The 18650-nt window shown below is 67.3% G+C and carries 18 protein-coding genes; 14 read left to right on the top strand and 4 right to left on the bottom strand.

What is annotated here, in order from left to right; translation table 11 throughout:
• Positions 1–9: 9 nt before the first annotated feature.
• The 6 genes from ABIA70_RS00675 to ABIA70_RS00650 all read left to right on the top strand — a co-directional run bounded on the left by ABIA70_RS00675 (position 10) and on the right by ABIA70_RS00650 (position 6886).
• A complete protein-coding gene (locus tag ABIA70_RS00675) occupies positions 10–1116 on the top strand; it encodes an FAD-dependent oxidoreductase (protein ID WP_354145715.1) in 1107 nt (368 codons plus the stop codon).
• The gene (locus ABIA70_RS00670) at positions 1109–2245 is read left to right on the top strand and encodes a class I SAM-dependent methyltransferase (protein ID WP_354145714.1); all 1137 of its coding nucleotides are present in this window, start codon (positions 1109–1111) and stop codon (positions 2243–2245) included. The genes ABIA70_RS00675 and ABIA70_RS00670 overlap by 8 nt, the downstream gene beginning before the upstream one ends.
• Before the next feature lie 110 nt (positions 2246–2355).
• On the top strand, positions 2356–3612 hold the full coding sequence (locus tag ABIA70_RS00665; protein WP_354145713.1) for an ROK family transcriptional regulator: 1257 nt from the start codon (positions 2356–2358) through the stop codon (positions 3610–3612).
• 109 nt (positions 3613–3721) lie between these two features.
• Positions 3722–5074 (top strand): extracellular solute-binding protein, encoded by a 1353-nt coding sequence (locus ABIA70_RS00660; RefSeq protein WP_354145712.1) that lies wholly within the window; start codon positions 3722–3724, stop codon positions 5072–5074.
• A gap of 3 nt (positions 5075–5077) precedes the next feature.
• Positions 5078–5974 carry a carbohydrate ABC transporter permease gene (locus ABIA70_RS00655; RefSeq protein ID WP_354145711.1) on the top strand — a complete coding sequence of 299 codons (897 nt, stop codon included), beginning with the start codon at positions 5078–5080 and terminating at the stop codon, positions 5972–5974.
• Between the two features lie 30 nt (positions 5975–6004).
• Positions 6005–6886 carry a carbohydrate ABC transporter permease gene (locus tag ABIA70_RS00650; RefSeq protein ID WP_354145710.1) on the top strand — a complete coding sequence of 294 codons (882 nt, stop codon included), beginning with the start codon at positions 6005–6007 and terminating at the stop codon, positions 6884–6886.
• A gap of 97 nt (positions 6887–6983) precedes the next feature.
• Here the strand turns inward: ABIA70_RS00650 and ABIA70_RS00645 are convergent, their stop codons facing one another.
• On the bottom strand, positions 6984–7187 hold the full coding sequence (locus tag ABIA70_RS00645) for a hypothetical protein (protein WP_354145709.1): 204 nt from the start codon (positions 7185–7187) through the stop codon (positions 6984–6986).
• Between the two features lie 152 nt (positions 7188–7339).
• Here ABIA70_RS00645 and ABIA70_RS00640 point away from each other — a divergent pair, with 152 nt between their 5' ends.
• The 8 genes from ABIA70_RS00640 to metE all read left to right on the top strand — a co-directional run bounded on the left by ABIA70_RS00640 (position 7340) and on the right by metE (position 16187).
• The gene (locus ABIA70_RS00640; RefSeq protein ID WP_354145708.1) at positions 7340–8347 is read left to right on the top strand and encodes an AAA family ATPase; all 1008 of its coding nucleotides are present in this window, start codon (positions 7340–7342) and stop codon (positions 8345–8347) included.
• 6 nt (positions 8348–8353) lie between these two features.
• Positions 8354–9238 carry a DUF58 domain-containing protein gene (locus tag ABIA70_RS00635; protein ID WP_354145707.1) on the top strand — a complete coding sequence of 295 codons (885 nt, stop codon included), beginning with the start codon at positions 8354–8356 and terminating at the stop codon, positions 9236–9238.
• The gene (locus ABIA70_RS00630) at positions 9228–9698 is read left to right on the top strand and encodes a hypothetical protein (RefSeq protein ID WP_354145706.1); all 471 of its coding nucleotides are present in this window, start codon (positions 9228–9230) and stop codon (positions 9696–9698) included. The genes ABIA70_RS00635 and ABIA70_RS00630 overlap by 11 nt, the downstream gene beginning before the upstream one ends.
• Positions 9689–10723, top strand: coding sequence for a vWA domain-containing protein (locus ABIA70_RS00625; RefSeq protein ID WP_354145705.1), 1035 nt, complete (start codon positions 9689–9691; stop codon positions 10721–10723). The genes ABIA70_RS00630 and ABIA70_RS00625 overlap by 10 nt, the downstream gene beginning before the upstream one ends.
• Positions 10720–11745: a VWA domain-containing protein gene (locus ABIA70_RS00620; protein WP_354145704.1), complete on the top strand. Its 1026-nt coding sequence runs from the start codon at positions 10720–10722 to the stop codon at positions 11743–11745. The genes ABIA70_RS00625 and ABIA70_RS00620 overlap by 4 nt, the downstream gene beginning before the upstream one ends.
• Positions 11742–12491, top strand: coding sequence for a hypothetical protein (locus tag ABIA70_RS00615; RefSeq protein WP_354145703.1), 750 nt, complete (start codon positions 11742–11744; stop codon positions 12489–12491). Before ABIA70_RS00620 ends, ABIA70_RS00615 begins: the two co-directional genes overlap by 4 nt.
• 327 nt (positions 12492–12818) lie before the next feature.
• Entirely contained in the window at positions 12819–13787 is a 969-nt protein-coding gene (locus tag ABIA70_RS00610; protein WP_354145702.1) for a methylenetetrahydrofolate reductase, read from the top strand.
• Between the two features lie 60 nt (positions 13788–13847).
• Entirely contained in the window at positions 13848–16187 is a 2340-nt protein-coding gene (metE, locus tag ABIA70_RS00605) for a 5-methyltetrahydropteroyltriglutamate--homocysteine S-methyltransferase (RefSeq protein WP_354145701.1), read from the top strand.
• A gap of 30 nt (positions 16188–16217) precedes the next feature.
• Here the strand turns inward: metE and ABIA70_RS00600 are convergent, their stop codons facing one another.
• From ABIA70_RS00600 to ABIA70_RS00590, 3 genes are all read right to left on the bottom strand, one after another.
• Positions 16218–16988 (bottom strand): DUF4386 family protein, encoded by a 771-nt coding sequence (locus ABIA70_RS00600; protein ID WP_354145700.1) that lies wholly within the window; start codon positions 16986–16988, stop codon positions 16218–16220.
• A 92-nt stretch (positions 16989–17080) separates the two neighbouring features.
• Entirely contained in the window at positions 17081–17587 is a 507-nt protein-coding gene (locus tag ABIA70_RS00595; RefSeq protein ID WP_354145699.1) for a DUF2004 domain-containing protein, read from the bottom strand.
• A 45-nt stretch (positions 17588–17632) separates the two neighbouring features.
• Positions 17633–18550 (bottom strand): LysR family transcriptional regulator, encoded by a 918-nt coding sequence (locus tag ABIA70_RS00590; protein WP_354145698.1) that lies wholly within the window; start codon positions 18548–18550, stop codon positions 17633–17635.
• Positions 18551–18650: the final 100 nt, after the last annotated feature.

The following is an 18650-nucleotide window of genomic DNA, read 5'->3' as shown; positions in this document are numbered from 1 at the left end:
ATCCGCGCAATGTCAACCGCGAAAGTCGATGTGGCGGTCATCGGGGCAGGCCAGGCCGGTCTTTCCGCCGCATTCCACCTGCAGCGCAGGGGGCTGGCGTACACGGTGTTCGATGCAGAGGAAGGTCCCGGCGGGGCATGGCGCCACCGCTGGAAGAGCCTGCGGATGGCCACCGTCAACGGCATCAGCGACCTCCCCGGGATCGCCAAACCTGAGGTGGACCCGGCCGAGCCAAGCTCGGAGTTCCTGACCCGGTACTTCGCCGGCTACGAACGGGAACTCGGGCTTGAGGTCCTGCGCCCCGTCAAAGTCACCGCCGTGGCCCGCGAAGATGCGGATCCGGCAGGAAGGCTGCGGGTCAGCACCAGCCGTGGTGACTGGTCGGCGAAGGCCCTCATCAACGCCACCGGTACCTGGACCCGGCCGTTCTGGCCCATCTATCCCGGCCGGGCCACGTTCCGGGGCCGGCAGCTGCACGTCGCGGACTATGTTTCCGCGGAGGAGTTCCGCGGCCTGCACGTCATTGTGGTGGGCGGCGGCATCTCCGCCGTCGGGCTTCTGGACGAGATTTCACAGGTGACCTCCACCAGCTGGTTCACCAGGCGGGAACCGGAATGGCGGGACGCCACATTCGATGCCCGGGCCGGGCACGACGCCGTCGCCCTCGTGGAGGAACGCGTCCGGCAGGGGCTGCCGCCGCAAAGCGTGGTGTCCGTGACGGGCCTCATCCGGACTCCGGCACTGCGCGCCGCAGAACTGCGTGGCGCGCTGGACCGACGCCCCATGTTCACGTCAATAGAGCCCGACGGCGTCCGGCTCACCGACGGCAGCCTGCACCGGGCGGACGTCATCCTGTGGGCCACCGGGTTCCGGGCAGAACTCGAACACCTGGCGCCGCTGCACCTGAGGGGACCCGGCGGCGGCATTGCCATGGATGGAACCCAGGTGGCAGCGGAGCCACGCGTGCACCTCGTCGGTTACGGGCCGTCGTCGTCCACCATCGGCGCCAACCGGGCAGGCCGGGCGGCCGTGACGGCAATCCTCAAGCTGCCTGCGCTGCAGCATCAGCAGCCCACCCCCACAGCACCAGAACAGACAGCAGGAACCCGTGGCTGAGAAAAGTCTTGAGGCCATCTTCGGCACCCTGCGGCGGTACCCGGACGTCGAAGCCCCCAACCTCCAGGCCTGGGACGCCACTGACAGGCTGTTGCTGGAAGCTGCTGCGGACAGGCTGCACGCCGGCAGCGACCTGACGGTGATCGGCGACCGCTACGGCGCCCTCACGCTCGGCGCGCTGACCGTGCTCGGCGTCCGGCGGGTCAGGGTGCACGAGGACCTCATTACGGGGGAGCGTGCCCTGCGGAACAACGCGGCAGCCCTCGGTGTCGAGGCCACAGGTTACCGGCAACTGCCCCTGGGGGAGGAGCTGCTTGCAGGCGCGCAGACTGTGCTTCTGCAGCTGCCCCGGACCCTGGCGGAGCTGGAAGAAGTTGCCGCGGCGGTGGCATGCTATGCAGCCCCGGATGCTGTGCTGCTCGCCGGCGGACGGATCAAGCACATGTCCTTGGGCATGAATGCGGTCCTGGAACGGTACTTCCAGTCGGTCCAGCCGCAGCTGGCGCGGCAGAAGTCACGGATCATCCTGGCCGGGGGAGCCCGGAAAGGGGCGTCCGCAGGGCCAGGTCCCGCCGTCGGGCATCTTGCAGGGCTTGACCTGGACGTGGCAGCGCGCGGTGCCGTCTTCGCCGGGACCAAGCTGGACATCGGCACCAGGTTCCTGCTGGACTTCCTGTCCGAAATGCCTTCCGCACGGCATGCCGTGGACCTGGGCTGCGGCACCGGAATCCTCGCCGCCATGTACGCGCGCGCCCATCCCGAATCGCACATCACGGCCACCGACCGGTCCGCGGCCGCCGTGGCCTCCGCCCTGGGCACCGCGCAGGCCAACGGACTTGACGACCGGATCAGCGTTCTCCAGGACGATGCCATGAGCACATTGCCTGCGGCCAGCGCCGATCTGATCCTGCTGAATCCGCCCTTCCACCTCGGTGCCAGTGTGCACGCCGGAGCAGGCATCAAGATGTTCGAGGCGGCCGCACGGGTGCTGGCCCCGGGCGGTGAGCTGTGGACGGTCTTCAACCGGCACCTGCAGTACCTCCCGGTGCTGGAACGGCTGGTGGGCCCCACCAAGGTCAGGGGCGCCAACCCGAAGTTCACAGTGGCTGTCAGCACCCGCCGGCCCTAGGGCTGCAGGAGCTTGCCGCGGCGCGGCCTGCCTCCGGCTCTGGGCGTATGTCAAGGGGTAACGTACCATTCAGACAACATGAGTACGCGGCCAAAACTCTAGGGGAGACCGTGCCAGAAATCCGCCAGTCCTCGCCCCCACGGCGCGGAACCAACCTTCCCCGCATGGGGGACTTCAACCTCACGGTCATTCTCGACGCCATCCGCAGGTCATCCGGCGGGCTCAGCCGGGTGGAGCTCGCCCAGATCGTCGGCCTCTCGCCCCAGACAATTTCCAACATCTCCCGCCGCCTGCTGGACCAGCACCTCATCGTCGAGGCCGGCAAGGAAGGCAGCGGGCCCGGCAAACCGCGCACCATGCTGCGCCTCAACCCGGCCGGCATGTACGCCATCGGGGTCCACCTGGACCCGGCCGTAACCACCTTTGTGGTGCTGGACCTGGTCGGCGCGGTGGTGCAGCATTCCCGGATCAAGACACCGGGCGGCAACGACCCCGCCGCGGTCATCGCCACGATTGCCACCCAGATCGGGCAACTCGTCGAGGATTCGGGTGTGGACGTCGCAAAGATCGCAGGCCTTGGCGTGGCGGCACCGGGACCCATCGACCTGGACAACGGCACCGTGGTGGACCCTCCGCTGCTGCCGGGCTGGGACCGCGTGGAACTCCGCAACGCCCTGGCCAAGGCAACCGGCTACTCCGTCCTGGTTGACAAGGACGTCACCAGCGCCGCCGTCGCGGAAACGTGGGCCGGTGGCCCCAGCGGGGCCGGCAGCTTCATCTTCATGTACATGGGTACGGGCATCGGCTGCGGAATTGTGCTCAACGACGAGGTGGTTCGCGGTACGTCGGGAAACGCCGGCGAGATCGGCCACATCGTGGTGGAACCGGATGGACCCCTTTGCGATTGCGGGCTGCACGGCTGTGTGAAGTCCTCGGCCATCCCGCAGGTGCTGGTCGCCGAAGCAGTAGCCGCCGGGATCCTCGACGACCCGGGAACCAGGAACAGTGGGGCGGACGTCCAGCAGAGCTTCGCGAAGCTGTGCGACCTCGCCGACGCCGGCGATGCCAAGGCCCTGGCCATCATCGACAAATCCGCCGTCCTCGTGGCCCGCGCGGTCTCGGTGGTCACCAACACCCTGGACGTGGAACGGGTGGTCTTCGGCGGGCCTTTCTGGAGCCGGATCGCCGACCGCTACCTGGCCACGGTCCCTGTGCTCGTGGACGCCAACAGCGCCGCCCGCCTCATCCACACCATAGAGGTCGTCGGCACCGGAGTAGGCGAGGATGTCGGCGCCATTGGCGCCGCCTGCCTCGTCCTGGAACACACACTCGCGCCACGGGCGCAGCGGCTTCTCCTGGAAGCCTGAACCGGCAGGTCCTTGCTTGCGCCGGGCGCCCCCTCTAGCATGTGGATTATCGCCGCGGCTGGGGCCCGCAGACAAAAGAGGACTGCAGCCATTTACTGAATGGAGCACCATGCGTCCCCGGGCCCTCGTTTTTTCTGCATTCATCTCCGCCGCGGCCCTGAGCCTGGCGGCCTGTTCACCGGCCGCTCCCGCCGAATCGGCTAAGGCCCTGAAGGTGGTCTACCAGAAGACCGATTCCTTCACCGCCCTGGACACCCTGTTCCAGGCGGCCAAGAAGGAATTCGAGGCTGCCAACCAGGGCGTCACGGTCAACCTGGAGCCCATCCAGGCGAACGACGACGACTACGGCACCAAGCTTGCCCTCGCCCTGCGCTCGTCCTCCACAGCACCCGACGTCTTCTACGAGGACACCTTCAAGGTCCGCTCCGACGTCGACGCCGGCTACCTCCTGAAACTGGACAGCCACCTGGACAAATGGAAGGACTGGAACACTTTTGATGACGCCGCCAAAGCTGCGGGCCGCGGGGACGACGGCGGGATATACGCCGTTCCGCTGGGCACCGATACGCGGGGGATCTGGTACAACAAAAAGGTCCTCGCCGCCGCCGGGGTGAACGTCCCGTGGGAGCCCCGGAGCTGGCAGGACATCCTGGACACGGCCCGGAAGATCAAGGCAAACGATCCTTCGGTGGTGCCGTTCAACATGTACGCCGGCAAGGGCACGGGTGAAGGCACCGTGATGCAAAGCTTCTACGAACTCCTCTATGGAACGGGCGCCGGGCTTTACGACACCGAGGCGAAAAAGTGGGTGGTCGGCTCGAAGGGTTTCACCGACTCGCTGGCATTCCTGGAGACCCTGTACGAGGAACAGCTCGCCGTCTCACCGGCCGAGGCCCTCGACGCCAATGTCTGGAAGAAAGTGTTCGGGGAGTGGCTGCCGCAGGGCAAGATGGGCGCCACCGTCGAGGGGTCCTACGCGCCGTCCTTTTGGCAGAAGGGCGGCAGCTACGAATGGCCCGCCTACGGGGAGGAGATGGGCGTGACCGCCTTCCCCACCCAGAACGGCCAGGCGCCCGGCGGAGTAAGCATGTCAGGCGGCTGGACCCTGGCGGTGGGGGCCGGCACCAAGGATGCGCAGCTGGCTTTCGACTTCCTGGCCACGGCACTGAACCAGAAGAATTCGCTGGCATTCAACAAAGCCAGCTCGCAGATCGCCGTCCGAAAAGACGTCGCCGCTGATTCCGGCTACCAGGCGGCGAACCCGTTCGTGAAGGACGTGTCCGAACTCGTGGCGGTCACGCACTACCGGCCCGCGACGGCGGACTACCCCCGGATCTCCGCTGCGGTACAGGAGGCCACGGAAGCGGTGATCACCGGGGCGAAATCCCCGGCGAAGGCTGCCGCCGACTACGATGCCGCGGTCAAGGGCATCGTGGGTGACGCCAAGACCATCGCGAAATAACCGGTGCCCCTCACTGAACCGCGCCGCCGCACCCTGTCCGGCCGGAGCGCCCGGCTGCTTCCCGTCCTCCCGGCGGTGGTCCTCCTGCTGGTCTTCCTTGCCGGGCCCGTGCTCTGGGCTTTCCACGCATCGTTCACCAATGCGGCCCTGACCGGCCGGAACGCCCGCAGTCCCGGCTGGATCGGGTTCGAGAATTACGCCAGGCTGCTCAGTGACCCCGTCCTGCCGCTGTCCCTGGCCCTGACCGTCCTGTTCGTCGGCGGCTCCGCCATCCTCGGCCAGAATGTCCTCGGGCTCGCCATCGCCGTCCTGATGAGGAGGGCGCGCCGGCCGGTGTCCGCCGTGGTCGGAACGGCCGTGGTGGCCGCCTGGGTGCTGCCCGAGATCGTGGCTGCCTTCGCCGCCTACGCCTATTTCAGCCGGGACGGAACGCTCAACCAGATCCTGGGCGGACTTGGTCTTGGGCAGCCCGATTGGCTGTATTCATTTCCGATGGCTGCCATCATGCTTGCCAATATCTGGCGCGGCACCGCGTTCTCCATGCTCGTTTACCGTGCCGCACTGGACGAGGTGCCCGGTGAAGTGACGGAGGCAGCCCTGATGGACGGTGCCACCGGCTGGCAACGGCTGGCGTTCATCACCATTCCCATGATCCGGGGCAGCATCGCCACCAACCTGATGCTCATTACCCTCCAAACCCTGGCGGTGTTCACCCTCATCTGGGTGATGACCGCCGGCGGGCCCGCGAATGCCAGCACCACGCTGCCGGTGCTGGCGTACCAGGAGGCCTTCAAATTCGGCGACATCGGGTACGGCACGGCCGTGGCATCCGTGCTGATCCTCATCGGACTGGTGTTCGGGGCGGCGTACGTCCGGCTCCTCCGCGAGGGCAAACCATGACGACGGGATCTCCATGACGACGGGATCTCCATGACGACGGCGGCCCGGACGTCCGCGGAAGCGCTGCGGGAGGGGGCCGGGGCGGTCTCGCGTGCCCGGCGGCGCGCCCGGGTCCCTGCTGACGCGGCCCTGATTCTGATCGGCGCCTGTTTTGTCCTGCCGCTGCTTTGGCTGGTGTTTGCCTCCCTTGACCCCTCGGCCGGACACGAGGCAAGGCTTCCGCGGGAGGTCTCACTCGCCAACTTTGCGGCGATCATGACACCGGGGCTGCTGTTCGGGCCGCTGTGGAACAGCCTGGTGCTCTCCGCCGGAACGGGTGCCGTCAACCTTGTGGCCGCAGTGCTGGCCGCCTATCCTCTTTCCCGCTACCAGTCCCGGTTCAACAAACCTTTTATGTACACCATCCTGTTCGGGACCTGCCTGCCGATTACGGCCATCATGGTTCCCGTTTACGGGCTGTTTGTGCAGCTGGAACTCCTGGACTCCATGCCGGCCACCATCTTCTTCATGGCCACCACCACCCTCCCCATGGCCATCTGGATGACGAAGAACTTCATGGACGCCGTGCCGGTATCACTGGAGGAAGCAGCGTGGGTTGACGGTGCATCGGGACTGACTGCGCTGCGGACCATCGTCCTGCCGCTGATGCGGCAGGGGCTGGGAGTGGTGTTCATCTTTGTGTTCATCCAGGCCTGGGGAAACTTCTTCGTTCCCTTCGTCCTGCTCCTGTCCGAAGCCCGCCAACCGGCAGCCGTTTCGATCTACAGCTTCTTCGGACAGCACGGGGCAGTTGCCTACGGCCAGCTGGCCGCTTTTTCCATCCTGTATTCAGTCCCGGTCCTGGCCCTCTACGTCATTGTGGCCAAGGGCGCGGGCAGCTCCTTCGCACTCTCAGGCGCGGTCAAGGGCTGACCAGGAACCCTGATGCCGAACCCGGACCCCGGGTGGAGCGCCGGCAGGGCCAGCAGCGCCAGCAGAGCCGGCAGTGCCAGCAGCGCCGCCAGGACCATCAGTCGATGTCCTCCACCACCACTCCGTAGGGAAGGGTGTCGTCGAGGTGGGCCTGATGGCCGGTGGGACCCACGTTGTAGGTGACCCGGACACCGTGGCTCTGGTCAGCAGCCGACTGCTGCAGCACAGGCTTTACGGCAAGGACGAAGCTCTCGCTTTTGTCGGCGAGAAACTGCTTGTAACTGGCTGGAAGCTCGCTCATGGCAAAAGGATAGACCTGCGGGACCCCCGATGGGGAGGGGTCCCCATTGCGGGCGGTGAAGCTACTGGCTTGGATAGGATGGCGGACATGGTGCAGCCGGGCAACACCGTCCGTGTACCGGCCACCGTGCAGCAGCCATCAGGGGGAATCCAGTGCTTCAGACCAGTGCGCCCGCGCGTATGGAACCGGCGGAACTGGCCCGCGCACAGCAGGTGGTGGCGAACATTTCACGCAGCTTCGATGCCAAAGTGGTGGGCCAGGTGCGCCTCCGTGAGTCGTTGCTTGTTGGCCTCATGACGGGCGGGCACATCCTTCTGGAGAGCGTGCCCGGACTGGCCAAGACCACAGCAGCCCAGACGGTCGCCGAGGCTGTCAGCGCCGAGTTCCGCCGGATCCAGTGCACCCCGGACCTGTTGCCCAGCGACATCGTGGGCACGCAGATCTACGACGCCGCCAAGGGCACGTTCATCACCCGGCTTGGCCCGGTGCATGCCAACATCGTGCTGCTGGATGAGATCAACCGCTCCAGCGCGAAAACCCAGAGCGCCATGCTCGAGGCCATGCAGGAGCGTCAGACCTCCATCGGTGGGCAGGAGTACAAGCTCCCCTCGCCCTTCCTGGTGCTCGCAACGCAGAACCCGATCGAGCAGGAAGGCACCTACCAGCTTCCCGAGGCACAGATGGACCGGTTCATGCTCAAGGATGTCCTGGACTACCCGTCACCGGCGGAGGAAGCGGAGATCATCCGGCGCATTGATGCCGGCGTCTTCACCCCCGGGCAGATCCCCGCGGCGGCAGTGTCACTGGATGCCGTCTCAGGCGTCCAGGAGTTGGTGAGGCGGATCTACATCGATCCGGCCATCATCAACTACATCGTGGGACTGGTGTTTGTCACCCGCAATGCCGGGCAATACATTGACCGGCGCCTGGCCGGCTTCATCGAGTTCGGCGCCAGCCCCCGCGCCAGCATTGCCTTCAGCCAGGCGGCCCGGGCAGTCGCGCTCATCAACGGCCGCGACCACGTGATCCCGGAGGACGTGAAATCCCTTGCACACCGGGTGCTGCGGCACCGGCTCATCCTGGGCTTCGAGGCAGTGGCCGAACAGGTGCCGGTGGAAACCATCATCGACGCCATCGTGGCGTCCGTCCAGACTCCCTGAGCCGGCGTGGCAAGCCTGCTCCAGCGCGTCAGGGCGAAGATGGCCATCTTCGCCCACCGGAGAGCCCGTGGAATGCTCGACGGCGAGTACGGTTCAGTTTTCCGTGGCCGCAGCCTCGACTTTGATGACCTGCGCGCCTACGTCCCCGGCGACGAGGTCCGCGACATCGACTGGAAAGCTACCGCCCGGCACGGCTCACCCCTGATCAAACGGTATGTGGCAGTGCGCCGGCAGACGGTCCTGCTTATTGCCGATACCGGCCGGAACATGGCTGCGGAATCCCGGGACGGTGAAACCAAGAAGGACATCGCCGTCATGGCGCTGGGTGTTGTGGGGTATCTCGCCCACAGGCACGGCGACGTGGTGGGACTGGTCTGCGGCGACGCGAACGGCAGCCGCGCCATCCCGGCAAAATCGGGGGAGGCGCACCTGGAACGGCTCCTCCGTGAGGTTGACTCGTCCACGGGGCTGGATTCGGGCCCGAGCAGGATTGATGAGCAGCTGGAGCACGTGGCCCGCACCGTCAAGGGCCGGTACCTGCTGTTCGTGGTGGCTGATGAACGGGCCGGGTTCCCGGGCACCGAACAGCTGCTGCGGCGGCTGCGCGCCCAGCATGAAATCCTTTGGCTGACCATCCGGGACGCCGACCTGGTGGGGGAACGCCACACCGGCCAGGACGCGTTCAGTGTGGCAGATTCCGCACTGCTGTTGGGGCACCTGGCAGCATCGCCGGACGTGGCCGCGGCATACGCCAGGGCTGCCGGGGAGCGCGACGCCAGCCGGTACGCCATGTTCCGGCGGGCCGGCATCACCGAAGGCCACGTGACCGGCAGCGCCGGCGTCATGGCCGAACTGTTCGCCCTCCTGGAAAGGCACCGGCGTGCAGGATGACCAGGGCTTCTACGGACCCCTCCAGTACAGCCAGGGCTGGATATGGGCAGGGCTCGCCCTCCTGGCCGTGGTGCTGGGCTGGTACGCCTTCGTTCTCTTCAGCACCGGCCGGCGCCGGGCTCCGGCGCCCCGGCCCCGGTTCACGCCGCCGTCGGACCTTGCCGCCCTGAAACAGGCGTACCTCCAACGCATCGACGCCGTGAGCGCCGGCGCCGCCGCCGGGCAGCTGACCACCCGTGAATCGCACCGGGAACTGAGCCTGCTGGTCCGCAAGTTCGCCCGCGACGTCACCGGGGTGGATGCCCCGCGGATGACCCTCGCAGAGCTGCACGGGCACCCGCTCCCCGCAACTGCCGAGGCTGTCGGCAGGATCTACCCGGGCGAGTTCGGCCTGGAACCGTTGCCGGCTGTCGCCGATTCAGCCGAGACCGCGCGCCGGGCGGTGCGGGAATGGAGCTGATGTTCTGGTGGCTCGTGCCAGTGGCGCTGGTCATTGCCGCAGCTGCCGGCTGGTTTGCCCTCCGGCCCCGTCCCGGCGGAAACGGACGACGGCGGCCGGTTGCCAACGCGGACCGGCTCACCGCCCTTCCCGAGTACCAGGCTGCCCTCCGCCGGCACCGCCGCTGGCTGGCAACCGCGGCGCTCGCAGGAGCGGCCCTGATGATTTCCTCAGTGGCCGCGGCCGCGCGCCCCGTGGAACTGACCACGAGCCGGCCGGAACAGCGCAACCGGGACATCATGCTGTGCCTGGACGCCTCCGGCTCGATGAGCAGCGCCGACTCCGCCGTCGTGGAGGTGTTTGCCCGGCTGGCGAAGGAATTCGACGGCGAACGCATTGGCCTCACCGTCTTCGACAGCACCGCCGTGCAGGTCTTCCCGCTCACGGACGACTACGAATACGTGGAGGAACAGCTCGCACTGGCCCGCGATGCCTTTGACGGAGAGCCCGGGAGCGCTGGTTTCCTGGACGGCACGTGGGGCGGCCGCGGTTCCTCGCTGATCGGCGACGGCCTGGCCTCCTGCGTGAACGGATTCCCCGCCGGAAAGCCCGGCACGGACTCCGGCCCGCAGACCGGCACGGACAGCGCGGACTCCGGCCGGCGGCGGCCTCGGTCCGTTGTCCTGGCGACGGACAACTACCTTTCCGGCGACCCCATCTTCACCCTGGAGCAGGCGGGTGCCCTGGCGGAGGAACGCGGCGTGAAGGTGTACGCGCTGAATCCCGGCGACCTGGACTATGGAACCGGGCCCGGCCAGCCCGGGGCAAGGCTCCGCGCGGTAGCCGAAGCCAGCGGCGGTGCCTACTATGCGTTGGACAGCCCCGACGCCGTCACGGGCATCGTCCGGACCGTACAGGAGACGGAAGCAGCCACGCTGCAGGGTGCGGCCCGGGCTGTCATCTCTGACCGGCCTGAGCTGCCCCTCGCGCTGGCACTCCTGTCGGGGCTGGTGCTGGTGGGCGCGTCCTGGAGGCTGAGGCCATGACGCTTCAGCCAATCCTGCCGTGGTGGCTCCTTGCCCCGGCCGTCGCGCTGGCGATTCTCTTTCTGGGCTGGCGGGTGTTCCGTTCGGCCCGCGACCGTTCGTCCGGGCCGTTGCGTGAGTGGCTGTTCCGCTCCGCGCTGGTCCTGCTCATCATCGCAGCGGCGCTCCGTCCAGGTTTCCCGGGGGGAAGCGCCCAGGGGGCCTCGTCAGACCTGAACGTCTTCTTCGTCGTGGACACCACCACCAGCATCGTCGCCGAAGACTACGGCAATGGCTCGCCCCGGCTGGACGGGGTCCGCCAGGACATCATGGCCATCGCGGCTGCACTTCCCGGGGCCCGCTTCTCTGTCCTGACGTTTGACAGCAACGCCGTGGTGCGGATGCCGCTGACCACTGACACTACGGCCCTGGAGACCATGGTCTCCGTCCTGGAACCGCAGGTGACCGCGTATTCCAAGGGCAGCAGCGTCACTATCGCCGGAGAACTGCTGGCCGAACGCCTGAAGGCGGCGCGGGCAGGCCATCCGGAACGGCCCCGGCTGGTCTACTACCTGGGCGACGGTGAGCAGACCAGCGGCAAGCCACCGGAGGCACTGAAGGTCGACGGCGGCCTGGTCGACGGCGGTGCGGTGCTGGGCTTCGGCACCCAGGAGGGCGGCCGGATGAAGGACCCCGGGCAGCGTCCGGGCGGCGATGTGAGGGGCAACGGTTACGTTCAGGACCGCTCGTCGGGAGGCGCCCGGGACGCGGTGTCCATCATTGATGAAGGCCGCTTGCGCGGGATCGCCGCCGGGCTGGGTGTTCCGTATGTGCACCGTTCCGCCGGGGACCTGGTGGCGGCCATGATGCAGCAGGCGGACCCGGGGGATTTGCAGCGCTCGCCGGATGACACCGGCCTGGGCGGAAGGACGGAGCTGTACTGGATCTTCGCCCTTGCAGCGTTCCTTCTGGGCCTGCGGGAGACGTCCCTGCTGGTGCGTCAGTGGCGCCGGCTCCGGCCCCAGGAAGGGGCCCGGACGTGACGCGGCGTGCCATCGAGGGGCCGGGGGACCGGTCAACGCTCCGGCGCCGGCTGCTCCTCTGGTCTGCGCTGCCTGTCATCCTTCTCCTGTGCATTGCGGCCAAGCTGCTCAGCGTGGGCATCCTCGCCGGCGCGGCTGACCGGGGCTTCGCTGCCGGCGACGCGGCGGCGGTGGCGGACGCCGCGGCCGGCCTGGGCATCGCCAACCTTGTTGAGCCGCACAAGGCGCCGTTCGCCGATGGGGACAGCCTGGTCCTCGCCGGGGACTTCGCCGGAGCCCGCCAGCGCTTCGAAGAGGCACTCCCGCTTGCGGGCCCGGCCGACAGTTGCGTGATCCGGGTCAACCTGGTGCTCAGCATCGAACACCTCGGCGACGAGCGGGCCGAGGCGGAAGACACGACGGCGGCCGCCAGGCTCTTCGCCGAGGGCCTCGCTGTGGTGGACGGTGCGCCGCCGGGCTGCTTTACCGAAGGCGGATCCGGCGGAGCAGACACAGGTGCGGGTCAGCAGCTGGATCAGGCCGCCGGGCGGCTCAGGCAGAAGGCGGCCGACGCCGCTGCCGGTGACGCCACGCCGCCGCCGGCAGAGGGGAAGACCGACCAGCCTGCCGATCCCGCCCGGGAGACCCAGCTGGACCAGCTCCAGGACAGTTCACGGGAAGCCCAGCGGGAGCGCAATACGGGGCAGGAGCGGGACGAGTACCTGCGCGATGACGGCTACGGGGCCGGCCCTGACCGCCCGTGGTAGCGGCGAACAGCGAAGAATGTTCTGTCCGGCTGCGAAACGGGCCGTAAAGCTGCGTCTTAATTCGGCCGCGACTTGAACCCTGCCGCTCGGCCTCCTAGAGTTCTATACAAGTTACCGAGGTAACGTGTCAGCGATCCTCCGCTCTGGAGGGTGTGGGTGCCCCCATGTGGGCCTGACATTTGCTCACGGACAACTTCATTCCAGGCGTAACAGTCGCGGCTGCGTCCTTGTGGAGTTCTTCCGTGTTCCCCAAACTCAAATTCATTGCCGGCCCTGCCGTCACATCTGCTGACGTCAGCCCCCAATGGCCCAAAGCCAAGGACGCAAATGTCACCGCCAAGCCTTATCGAATCACATCCGGATCTTTCCGAAACCACCGCCCCTGTGGCGCTCTCCTATGAGCTCTTCCCGCCCCGGTCGCCGGCGGCAGCCGAGTCTCTGTGGAACACCATCCGGGAACTCGAAACCACGGACCCGGACTACGTCTCCGTCACCTATGGTGCCAGCGGCTCCAACCGCGACACCGCCGTCGAACTCATCAACCGGCTCCTCCTCGAAACCACGCTCCGACCCCTGGCCCACCTGACCTGCGTCGGCAACACGCCGCAGGAACTGGCGGAGATCATCGGGGACCTGCTGGACACCGGCGTGCGGGGCATCCTTGCCCTCCGCGGCGACCGGCCCCAGGACGGAACACCGCCGGTTCCCGGTTCGCTGCGGTATGCACAGGACCTGATCGAGCTCATCCGCCGTGTTGAGCAGCGGCGTTCAGCCCTGCTGTGCGCCGGCAAGATCGCCGTCGGCGTGGCTGCCTACCCCACGAGGCACCCGGAATCTCCCAGCGAGGACCACGACGTCGAGGTGCTGCTGGCCAAGCAGCGCTCCGGCGCCGACTTTGCCATCACCCAGGTCTTCTTCCACACGGACCAGTACGCGGACCTGCTCAGCAGGGCCCGCCGCGCCGGGGTCACCATCCCCATCATCCCGGGCATCATGCCGTTCACCAGCCCCCGCCGGGTGAAGCGGCTCGGCGAACTCAGCGGCGTTGAGCCGGACCCGCAGCTGCTGGCCCGCCTGGCCGCTGCGGACACCGACGCCGACCGCCACCGGATCGGCGTCCGGGCCACCGTGGACCTGGCCAAGGCAGCGCTCGACGCCGGTGCCCAGGGCATCCACCTGTACACGTTCAACGAACACCAGAGCGCCCTGGAGGTTCTGGACAAGCTGGCACTGCCACGCCACTCCCGCTCCGCCGGCCGCCGCACCGCGATCCTCCAGCGCCAACTGGCCAGCTGACCCCTTCGTAAGTCACACCAGACCATTCCCAAGCCTTCACCAACCTCCAAGGACTTTGTCATGCCTGAAAACAACCTCTCCGTCACTCCGTTCCCGTCAGCCTCGCTGCTTGGCTACCCGCGCATCGGCCGTCGCCGCGAACTCAAAAAGGCCGTCGAAGCCTACTGGGCCGGCAAGATCGACTCCGCAGAGCTTGATGCCGCTGCCAAGGACATCCAGCTGACCACCGCCAGGCGCCTGCAGGAACTGGGCCTCACCGAGGCCGCCGCCGTTCCGGGCACGTTCTCCTACTACGACCAGGTACTGGACGCCACCGCGCACCTCGGCGCCGTCCCCGCCCGTTTCGGAAACCTCCTCAACGCCGAGGGCCAGCTGGACATCGATGGATACTTCACCCTGGCCCGCGGCACCAAGGACCAGCAGCCGCTGGAAATGACCAAGTGGTTCGACACCAACTACCACTACCTCGTTCCGGAGATCGGCCCCGAGACCGAATTCAGCCTGGCTTCCAACCGCATCGTTGAGGAATTCGAGTTCGCCTTGGCCAACGGCATCGAAACGCGCCCCTACATCGTCGGCCCGGTCACGTACCTGCTGCTTTCCAAGGCTTCCGACGACGCCCCCGCCGGCTTCGCCCCGCTGTCCCGCCTCGAGGACGTCCTTCCGGTCTACGTTCAGCTGCTCGAGAAGCTCGCTGCTGCAGGAGCCAGCTGGATCCAGCTCGACGAGCCCGCGCTGGTTGTTGACCAGGACACCCCGGCCGCAGAAATCGAAGCTGCCGTGGCCCGCGCCTACGAAGTCCTCTCCCGAACCGCCACCCGCCCGCAGATCCTCGTCTCCACCCCCTACGGCGCCCTGGACGGCCAGCTCGGAACCCTCGCCGCCACCAACATCGACGCCCTGCACATCGACGCCTTCAAGGGCGCGGTGCCCTCCGCGGCGGCACTCGCCGGCCTGGGCAACAAGACCCTGGTTGCCGGCGTCGTTGACGGCCACAACATCTGGCGCAACGACCTCGCCGTCTCCGCCGCGAAGCTGGATGAACTGAAGGCCGCCGCTGGCCGCGTCACCGTCAGCACCTCCACCTCCACGCAGCACGTCCCCCACGACGTCACCGAAGAGACCCGGCTTTCCGAGCAGCTGCGCAGCTGGCTCGCGTTCGCCGACCAGAAGGCTGTGGAAGTCACAACCCTCGCCGCCTACCTGGCGGATCCGGCCTCGGCCAAGGCAGCCATCGACGAGGCTTCCGCCGTCATCGCCGCGCGCGCCACCGCTGAGGGCGTCCGCCGTGACGACGTCCGCGCCCGCACCGGGGCGCTGACCGCGGGTGACTTCAGCCGTTCAGCCTACGAAGTCCGCGAAGCAGCCCAGGAAGAAGCCCTGCACCTGCCGCCGCTTCCCACCACCACCATCGGCTCCTTCCCGCAGACCGCCGAGATCCGGTCCGCCCGTGCCCGCAACAACAAGGGCGACCTCACCAATGAGCAGTACGAGCAGCTCATGAAGGACGAGATCAAGCGCGTTGTGGACCTGCAGGAAGAGCTCGGCTACGACGTCCTGGTGCACGGCGAGCCCGAGCGCAATGACATGGTCCAGTACTTCGCCGAGAACCTCGAGGGCTTCGACGTCACGGTGCACGGCTGGGTCCAGTCATACGGCTCACGCTGCACCCGCCCGTCCATCCTGTGGGGAGACGTCACCCGCAGCGCGCCCATCACGGTGAAGTGGGCCGAATACGCCCAGTCCCTGACGGGCAAGCCGATGAAGGGCATGCTCACCGGTCCGGTCACCATCCTGGCCTGGTCATTCGTCCGCGATGACCAGCCGCTGGGCGAGACCGCCAACCAGGTGGGCCTGGCCCTGCGCGATGAGATCGCTGACCTAGAAGCAGCAGGCATCAAGATCATCCAGGTGGACGAGCCGGCGCTGCGTGAACTGCTTCCCCTGCGGAAAGCAGACCACGCCGCGTACCTGAAATGGTCTGTGGATTCCTTCCGCCTGGCCACCGCCGGCGTCGCCGACGCCACGCAGATCCACACGCACCTGTGCTACTCGGAATTCGGCGTGATCATCGACGCGATCGACGGCCTCGACGCCGACGTCACCTCCATCGAAGCCGCCCGCTCCCGGATGGAGGTTGTCCACGACCTCGAGTCCCACGGCTTCGGCCGCGGCGTGGGTCCGGGCGTCTACGACATCCACTCGCCGCGTGTTCCGGGCGAGCAGGAAGTCACCGAGCTGCTGGCCACCGCCGTCAAGCACGTCCCGTCCCGCCAGCTCTGGGTCAACCCGGACTGCGGCCTGAAGACCCGCGGCTACGCCGAGACCGAAGAGTCCCTGCGCAACCTGGTCAAGGCCACCAGGACGGTCCGCGCCGGACTGCTCGAAACCGCCAAGTAAGACCAAAGCACCACGCCCGACGGCGGCCGGTCACCTCAGGTGGCCGGCCGCCTTTTCGTTCCTGCGCCAGGCACTGATGAGCAGCCAGACCGTCCAGGCCACAGTCAGGATGATCCCCGCCAGCGTTGGCACGGCGTTTGCCGCGGCGAAACCTTCCGCACCGATGATCCAGCCCTGGACCCAGTAAGCCACCCCGGCCAACGCCATCAGGTAGCCGATGAACCGGGAAACCCGCCGGGTGGCTGCGATGACCATGCCCAGGAGGACCAGGGCGGTGCCCAGCAGGAAGCTCTGGTAGCTCCGCATGCCCCACTCGAGCCAGCGGATGCCCTCCGCGGTGGCGAAGCGCACCGCTTTCTCCGGCTCGGCAGCCGACGCCCAGGCATCCACCGCGTGCTTGAGCGCCACGCCGTCGACGGCCTGAAGCACGCCGTAAAGTGCCAGGGCCAGAGCCGCCGAAAGCGCGCCGAAACGTGCTGACCAGGCCGCGGCACCATGCCGGATATTGAGGGCCCGCCACAGGGCAATCAGCCCGGCGCTCAACAGCGCCATGCCGATGAACTGGCCCAGGTGCGCGGCGGTCCAGATGCCGCTGCCGGCGTATGCGGTGAACGATGCCACATGGTCATTCGCGTCATGCGACTCGGCGTGGAGCAGGCCGGCTGCCACCGAAACCACGACACCGCCCAGGAGCAGTACCGCTGCCAGGCGCAAGGAGCGTCTGTCCACCGTTTGCGGCCGTGTTCGGTTCAGGACCGCCGAACGGCCGGTCCCGCTGCTGCCTGCCTGGATATCGTCCATGGTGCCCACCGTCCTTCATATGGAGGCCAGGAAAAAAATGGCAGTTCCATGGTGACGCAGGCGGGGCAGTACGCGCCAGGGCAGAAGGACCCTCAGGACTCCCAGAGGATTTCGTCGTCGACTACGCCGTCTTCGTCGGCGGAAGCCACCAGCACCTCGTCGGTGAAGTGGGACCCGAGCGTGAAATCCAGGACGAAGTAGCGTTCGGGCTGGCCGGGGTAGATGCCCACGTGGCCGAGCTTGAGTGCCTTGAGGAAGACGTCGTTGGTGAGCTGGCTGCGGTCCTCGACGCCGAATACCTTGCGCAGGTGCTCGTCCTTAACCGCGTTGCAGTGGAACTGCAGGTATTCCTGCGGGCTGCTGCCTTCCTGCTCCAGCTCATCGGCGATCATCTGCCGCACCTCATCGACGAGCTCGGGCAGGAAACGCAAGCGGTAGTCCACCTTGTGCATGGCCGCTTCATCGAAGTGGTCGTGCGCGTTGATGTTCAGGTCGAGTTCCAGCGTCTGGCCACCCAGCTCGTGTTTCGCGGCGATGTTGTGATCCCTGCCGTGGTTGAGCTCGATCTCTCCAAAGTGCCTGCTCGCTACCCTGTTCATACTTTCAACATAGACCCCAAAAGCGCGGCATTCCAGCATTCGGGACTATTTGCCTCCAGCCCCTGAACTGGCCAGAGTGTCCGCGAGGAGGTCCACAAACAGCTGTACCCGGGCGGTCTTCTTCTCGTTGATGAGCAGGGCGAAGACGTTCCGGGCGAGCCGGATCTCCGGGACGTCCAGCACCACGACGCCGGCCGGCCGGTTCCGCAAAGCCAGCTCCGGCACCAGTGCCGCGCCGAGCCCCGCGGCGGCCATTTCGAGGCTGGCATGGAAATCGTCGCTGCGGGCCACCACGCGGGGATGGAGGTTGCAGCTGGAGAAGAGGCGTTCAATCACGACGGCGTCGGGGCTCCCGGGATGGTGCATGATCCACGGCAGTTCGGACAGGTGGTCCGCGGCCACCTTGGCGTCGCTGCGGAAACCCCAGCCCGCGGGCAGCACCACCCGGAAGTCGTCATCGCCGATCCACTGCCGGTTGATGGTGTGCGGCCAGGCCAGGCCGGACTGGCCCACCTGGAAGACCAGAGCCACATCAAGGTCCCCGCCGGTCCGCAGGCCCTGGATGGTCAGGGCCGGTTCCGCAACGGACACCCTCAGGTCGATGCCGAGGTCCTTCCAGGCCGGATTCCTGAGGATGCGCGGGAGTACGTAGGTGGCCAGGCTGGGAAAGATTCCCAGCCTGAGTTCCTCGCTGGCGGCGTCGTGGGTTTTGGCCGCGGCGGCCATCAGGGCCTCGATGTCGGTCAGCACCTTTGCCGCGTGACGGGTCATGACCACGGCGGCCTCGGTGGGAACCACGCTCTTGGCCGACCGCTGGAAGAGGACGACGCCGGTTTCCCGTTCCAGCGTGGACATCTGCTGGGAGACCGCCGACGCCGTGTACCCCAGTCGCGCCGCGGCCGCAGCGAACGAACCCAGCCGGGTAACCTCAAGGAGCGTCTTCAGATGCACGGGATTTACCACCCGCCCACAGTACTCTGCCCGGTCGCCGCCGAAAAAGCTCCTCCGCATCCACACCCATCCAACGGACCGGCGGTGCCGAATAGCCGTTGACTTACCAACG

The organism is Arthrobacter sp. 754, assembly GCF_040548695.1.
Classification (GTDB): Bacteria; Actinomycetota; Actinomycetes; order Actinomycetales; family Micrococcaceae; genus Arthrobacter.
This window is presented reverse-complemented; position numbering and strand designations above follow the sequence as displayed.

Excerpts from the sequence above, each read along its gene's own strand:
- ABIA70_RS00675 (WP_354145715.1), top strand. The coding sequence starts at position 10 with ATGTCAACCGCGAAAGTCGATGTGGCGGTCATCGGGGCAGGCCAGGCC.
- ABIA70_RS00660 (WP_354145712.1), top strand. The coding sequence starts at position 3,722 with ATGCGTCCCCGGGCCCTCGTTTTTTCTGCATTCATCTCCGCCGCGGCC.
- ABIA70_RS00650 (WP_354145710.1), top strand. The coding sequence starts at position 6,005 with ATGACGACGGCGGCCCGGACGTCCGCGGAAGCGCTGCGGGAGGGGGCC.
- ABIA70_RS00645 (WP_354145709.1), bottom strand. The coding sequence starts at position 7,187 with ATGAGCGAGCTTCCAGCCAGTTACAAGCAGTTTCTCGCCGACAAAAGC.
- ABIA70_RS00625 (WP_354145705.1), top strand. The coding sequence starts at position 9,689 with ATGGAGCTGATGTTCTGGTGGCTCGTGCCAGTGGCGCTGGTCATTGCC.
- ABIA70_RS00620 (WP_354145704.1), top strand. The coding sequence starts at position 10,720 with ATGACGCTTCAGCCAATCCTGCCGTGGTGGCTCCTTGCCCCGGCCGTC.
- ABIA70_RS00610 (WP_354145702.1), top strand. The coding sequence starts at position 12,819 with ATGTCACCGCCAAGCCTTATCGAATCACATCCGGATCTTTCCGAAACC.
- metE (WP_354145701.1), top strand. The coding sequence starts at position 13,848 with ATGCCTGAAAACAACCTCTCCGTCACTCCGTTCCCGTCAGCCTCGCTG.
- ABIA70_RS00600 (WP_354145700.1), bottom strand. The coding sequence starts at position 16,988 with ATGGACGATATCCAGGCAGGCAGCAGCGGGACCGGCCGTTCGGCGGTC.
- ABIA70_RS00595 (WP_354145699.1), bottom strand. The coding sequence starts at position 17,587 with ATGAACAGGGTAGCGAGCAGGCACTTTGGAGAGATCGAGCTCAACCAC.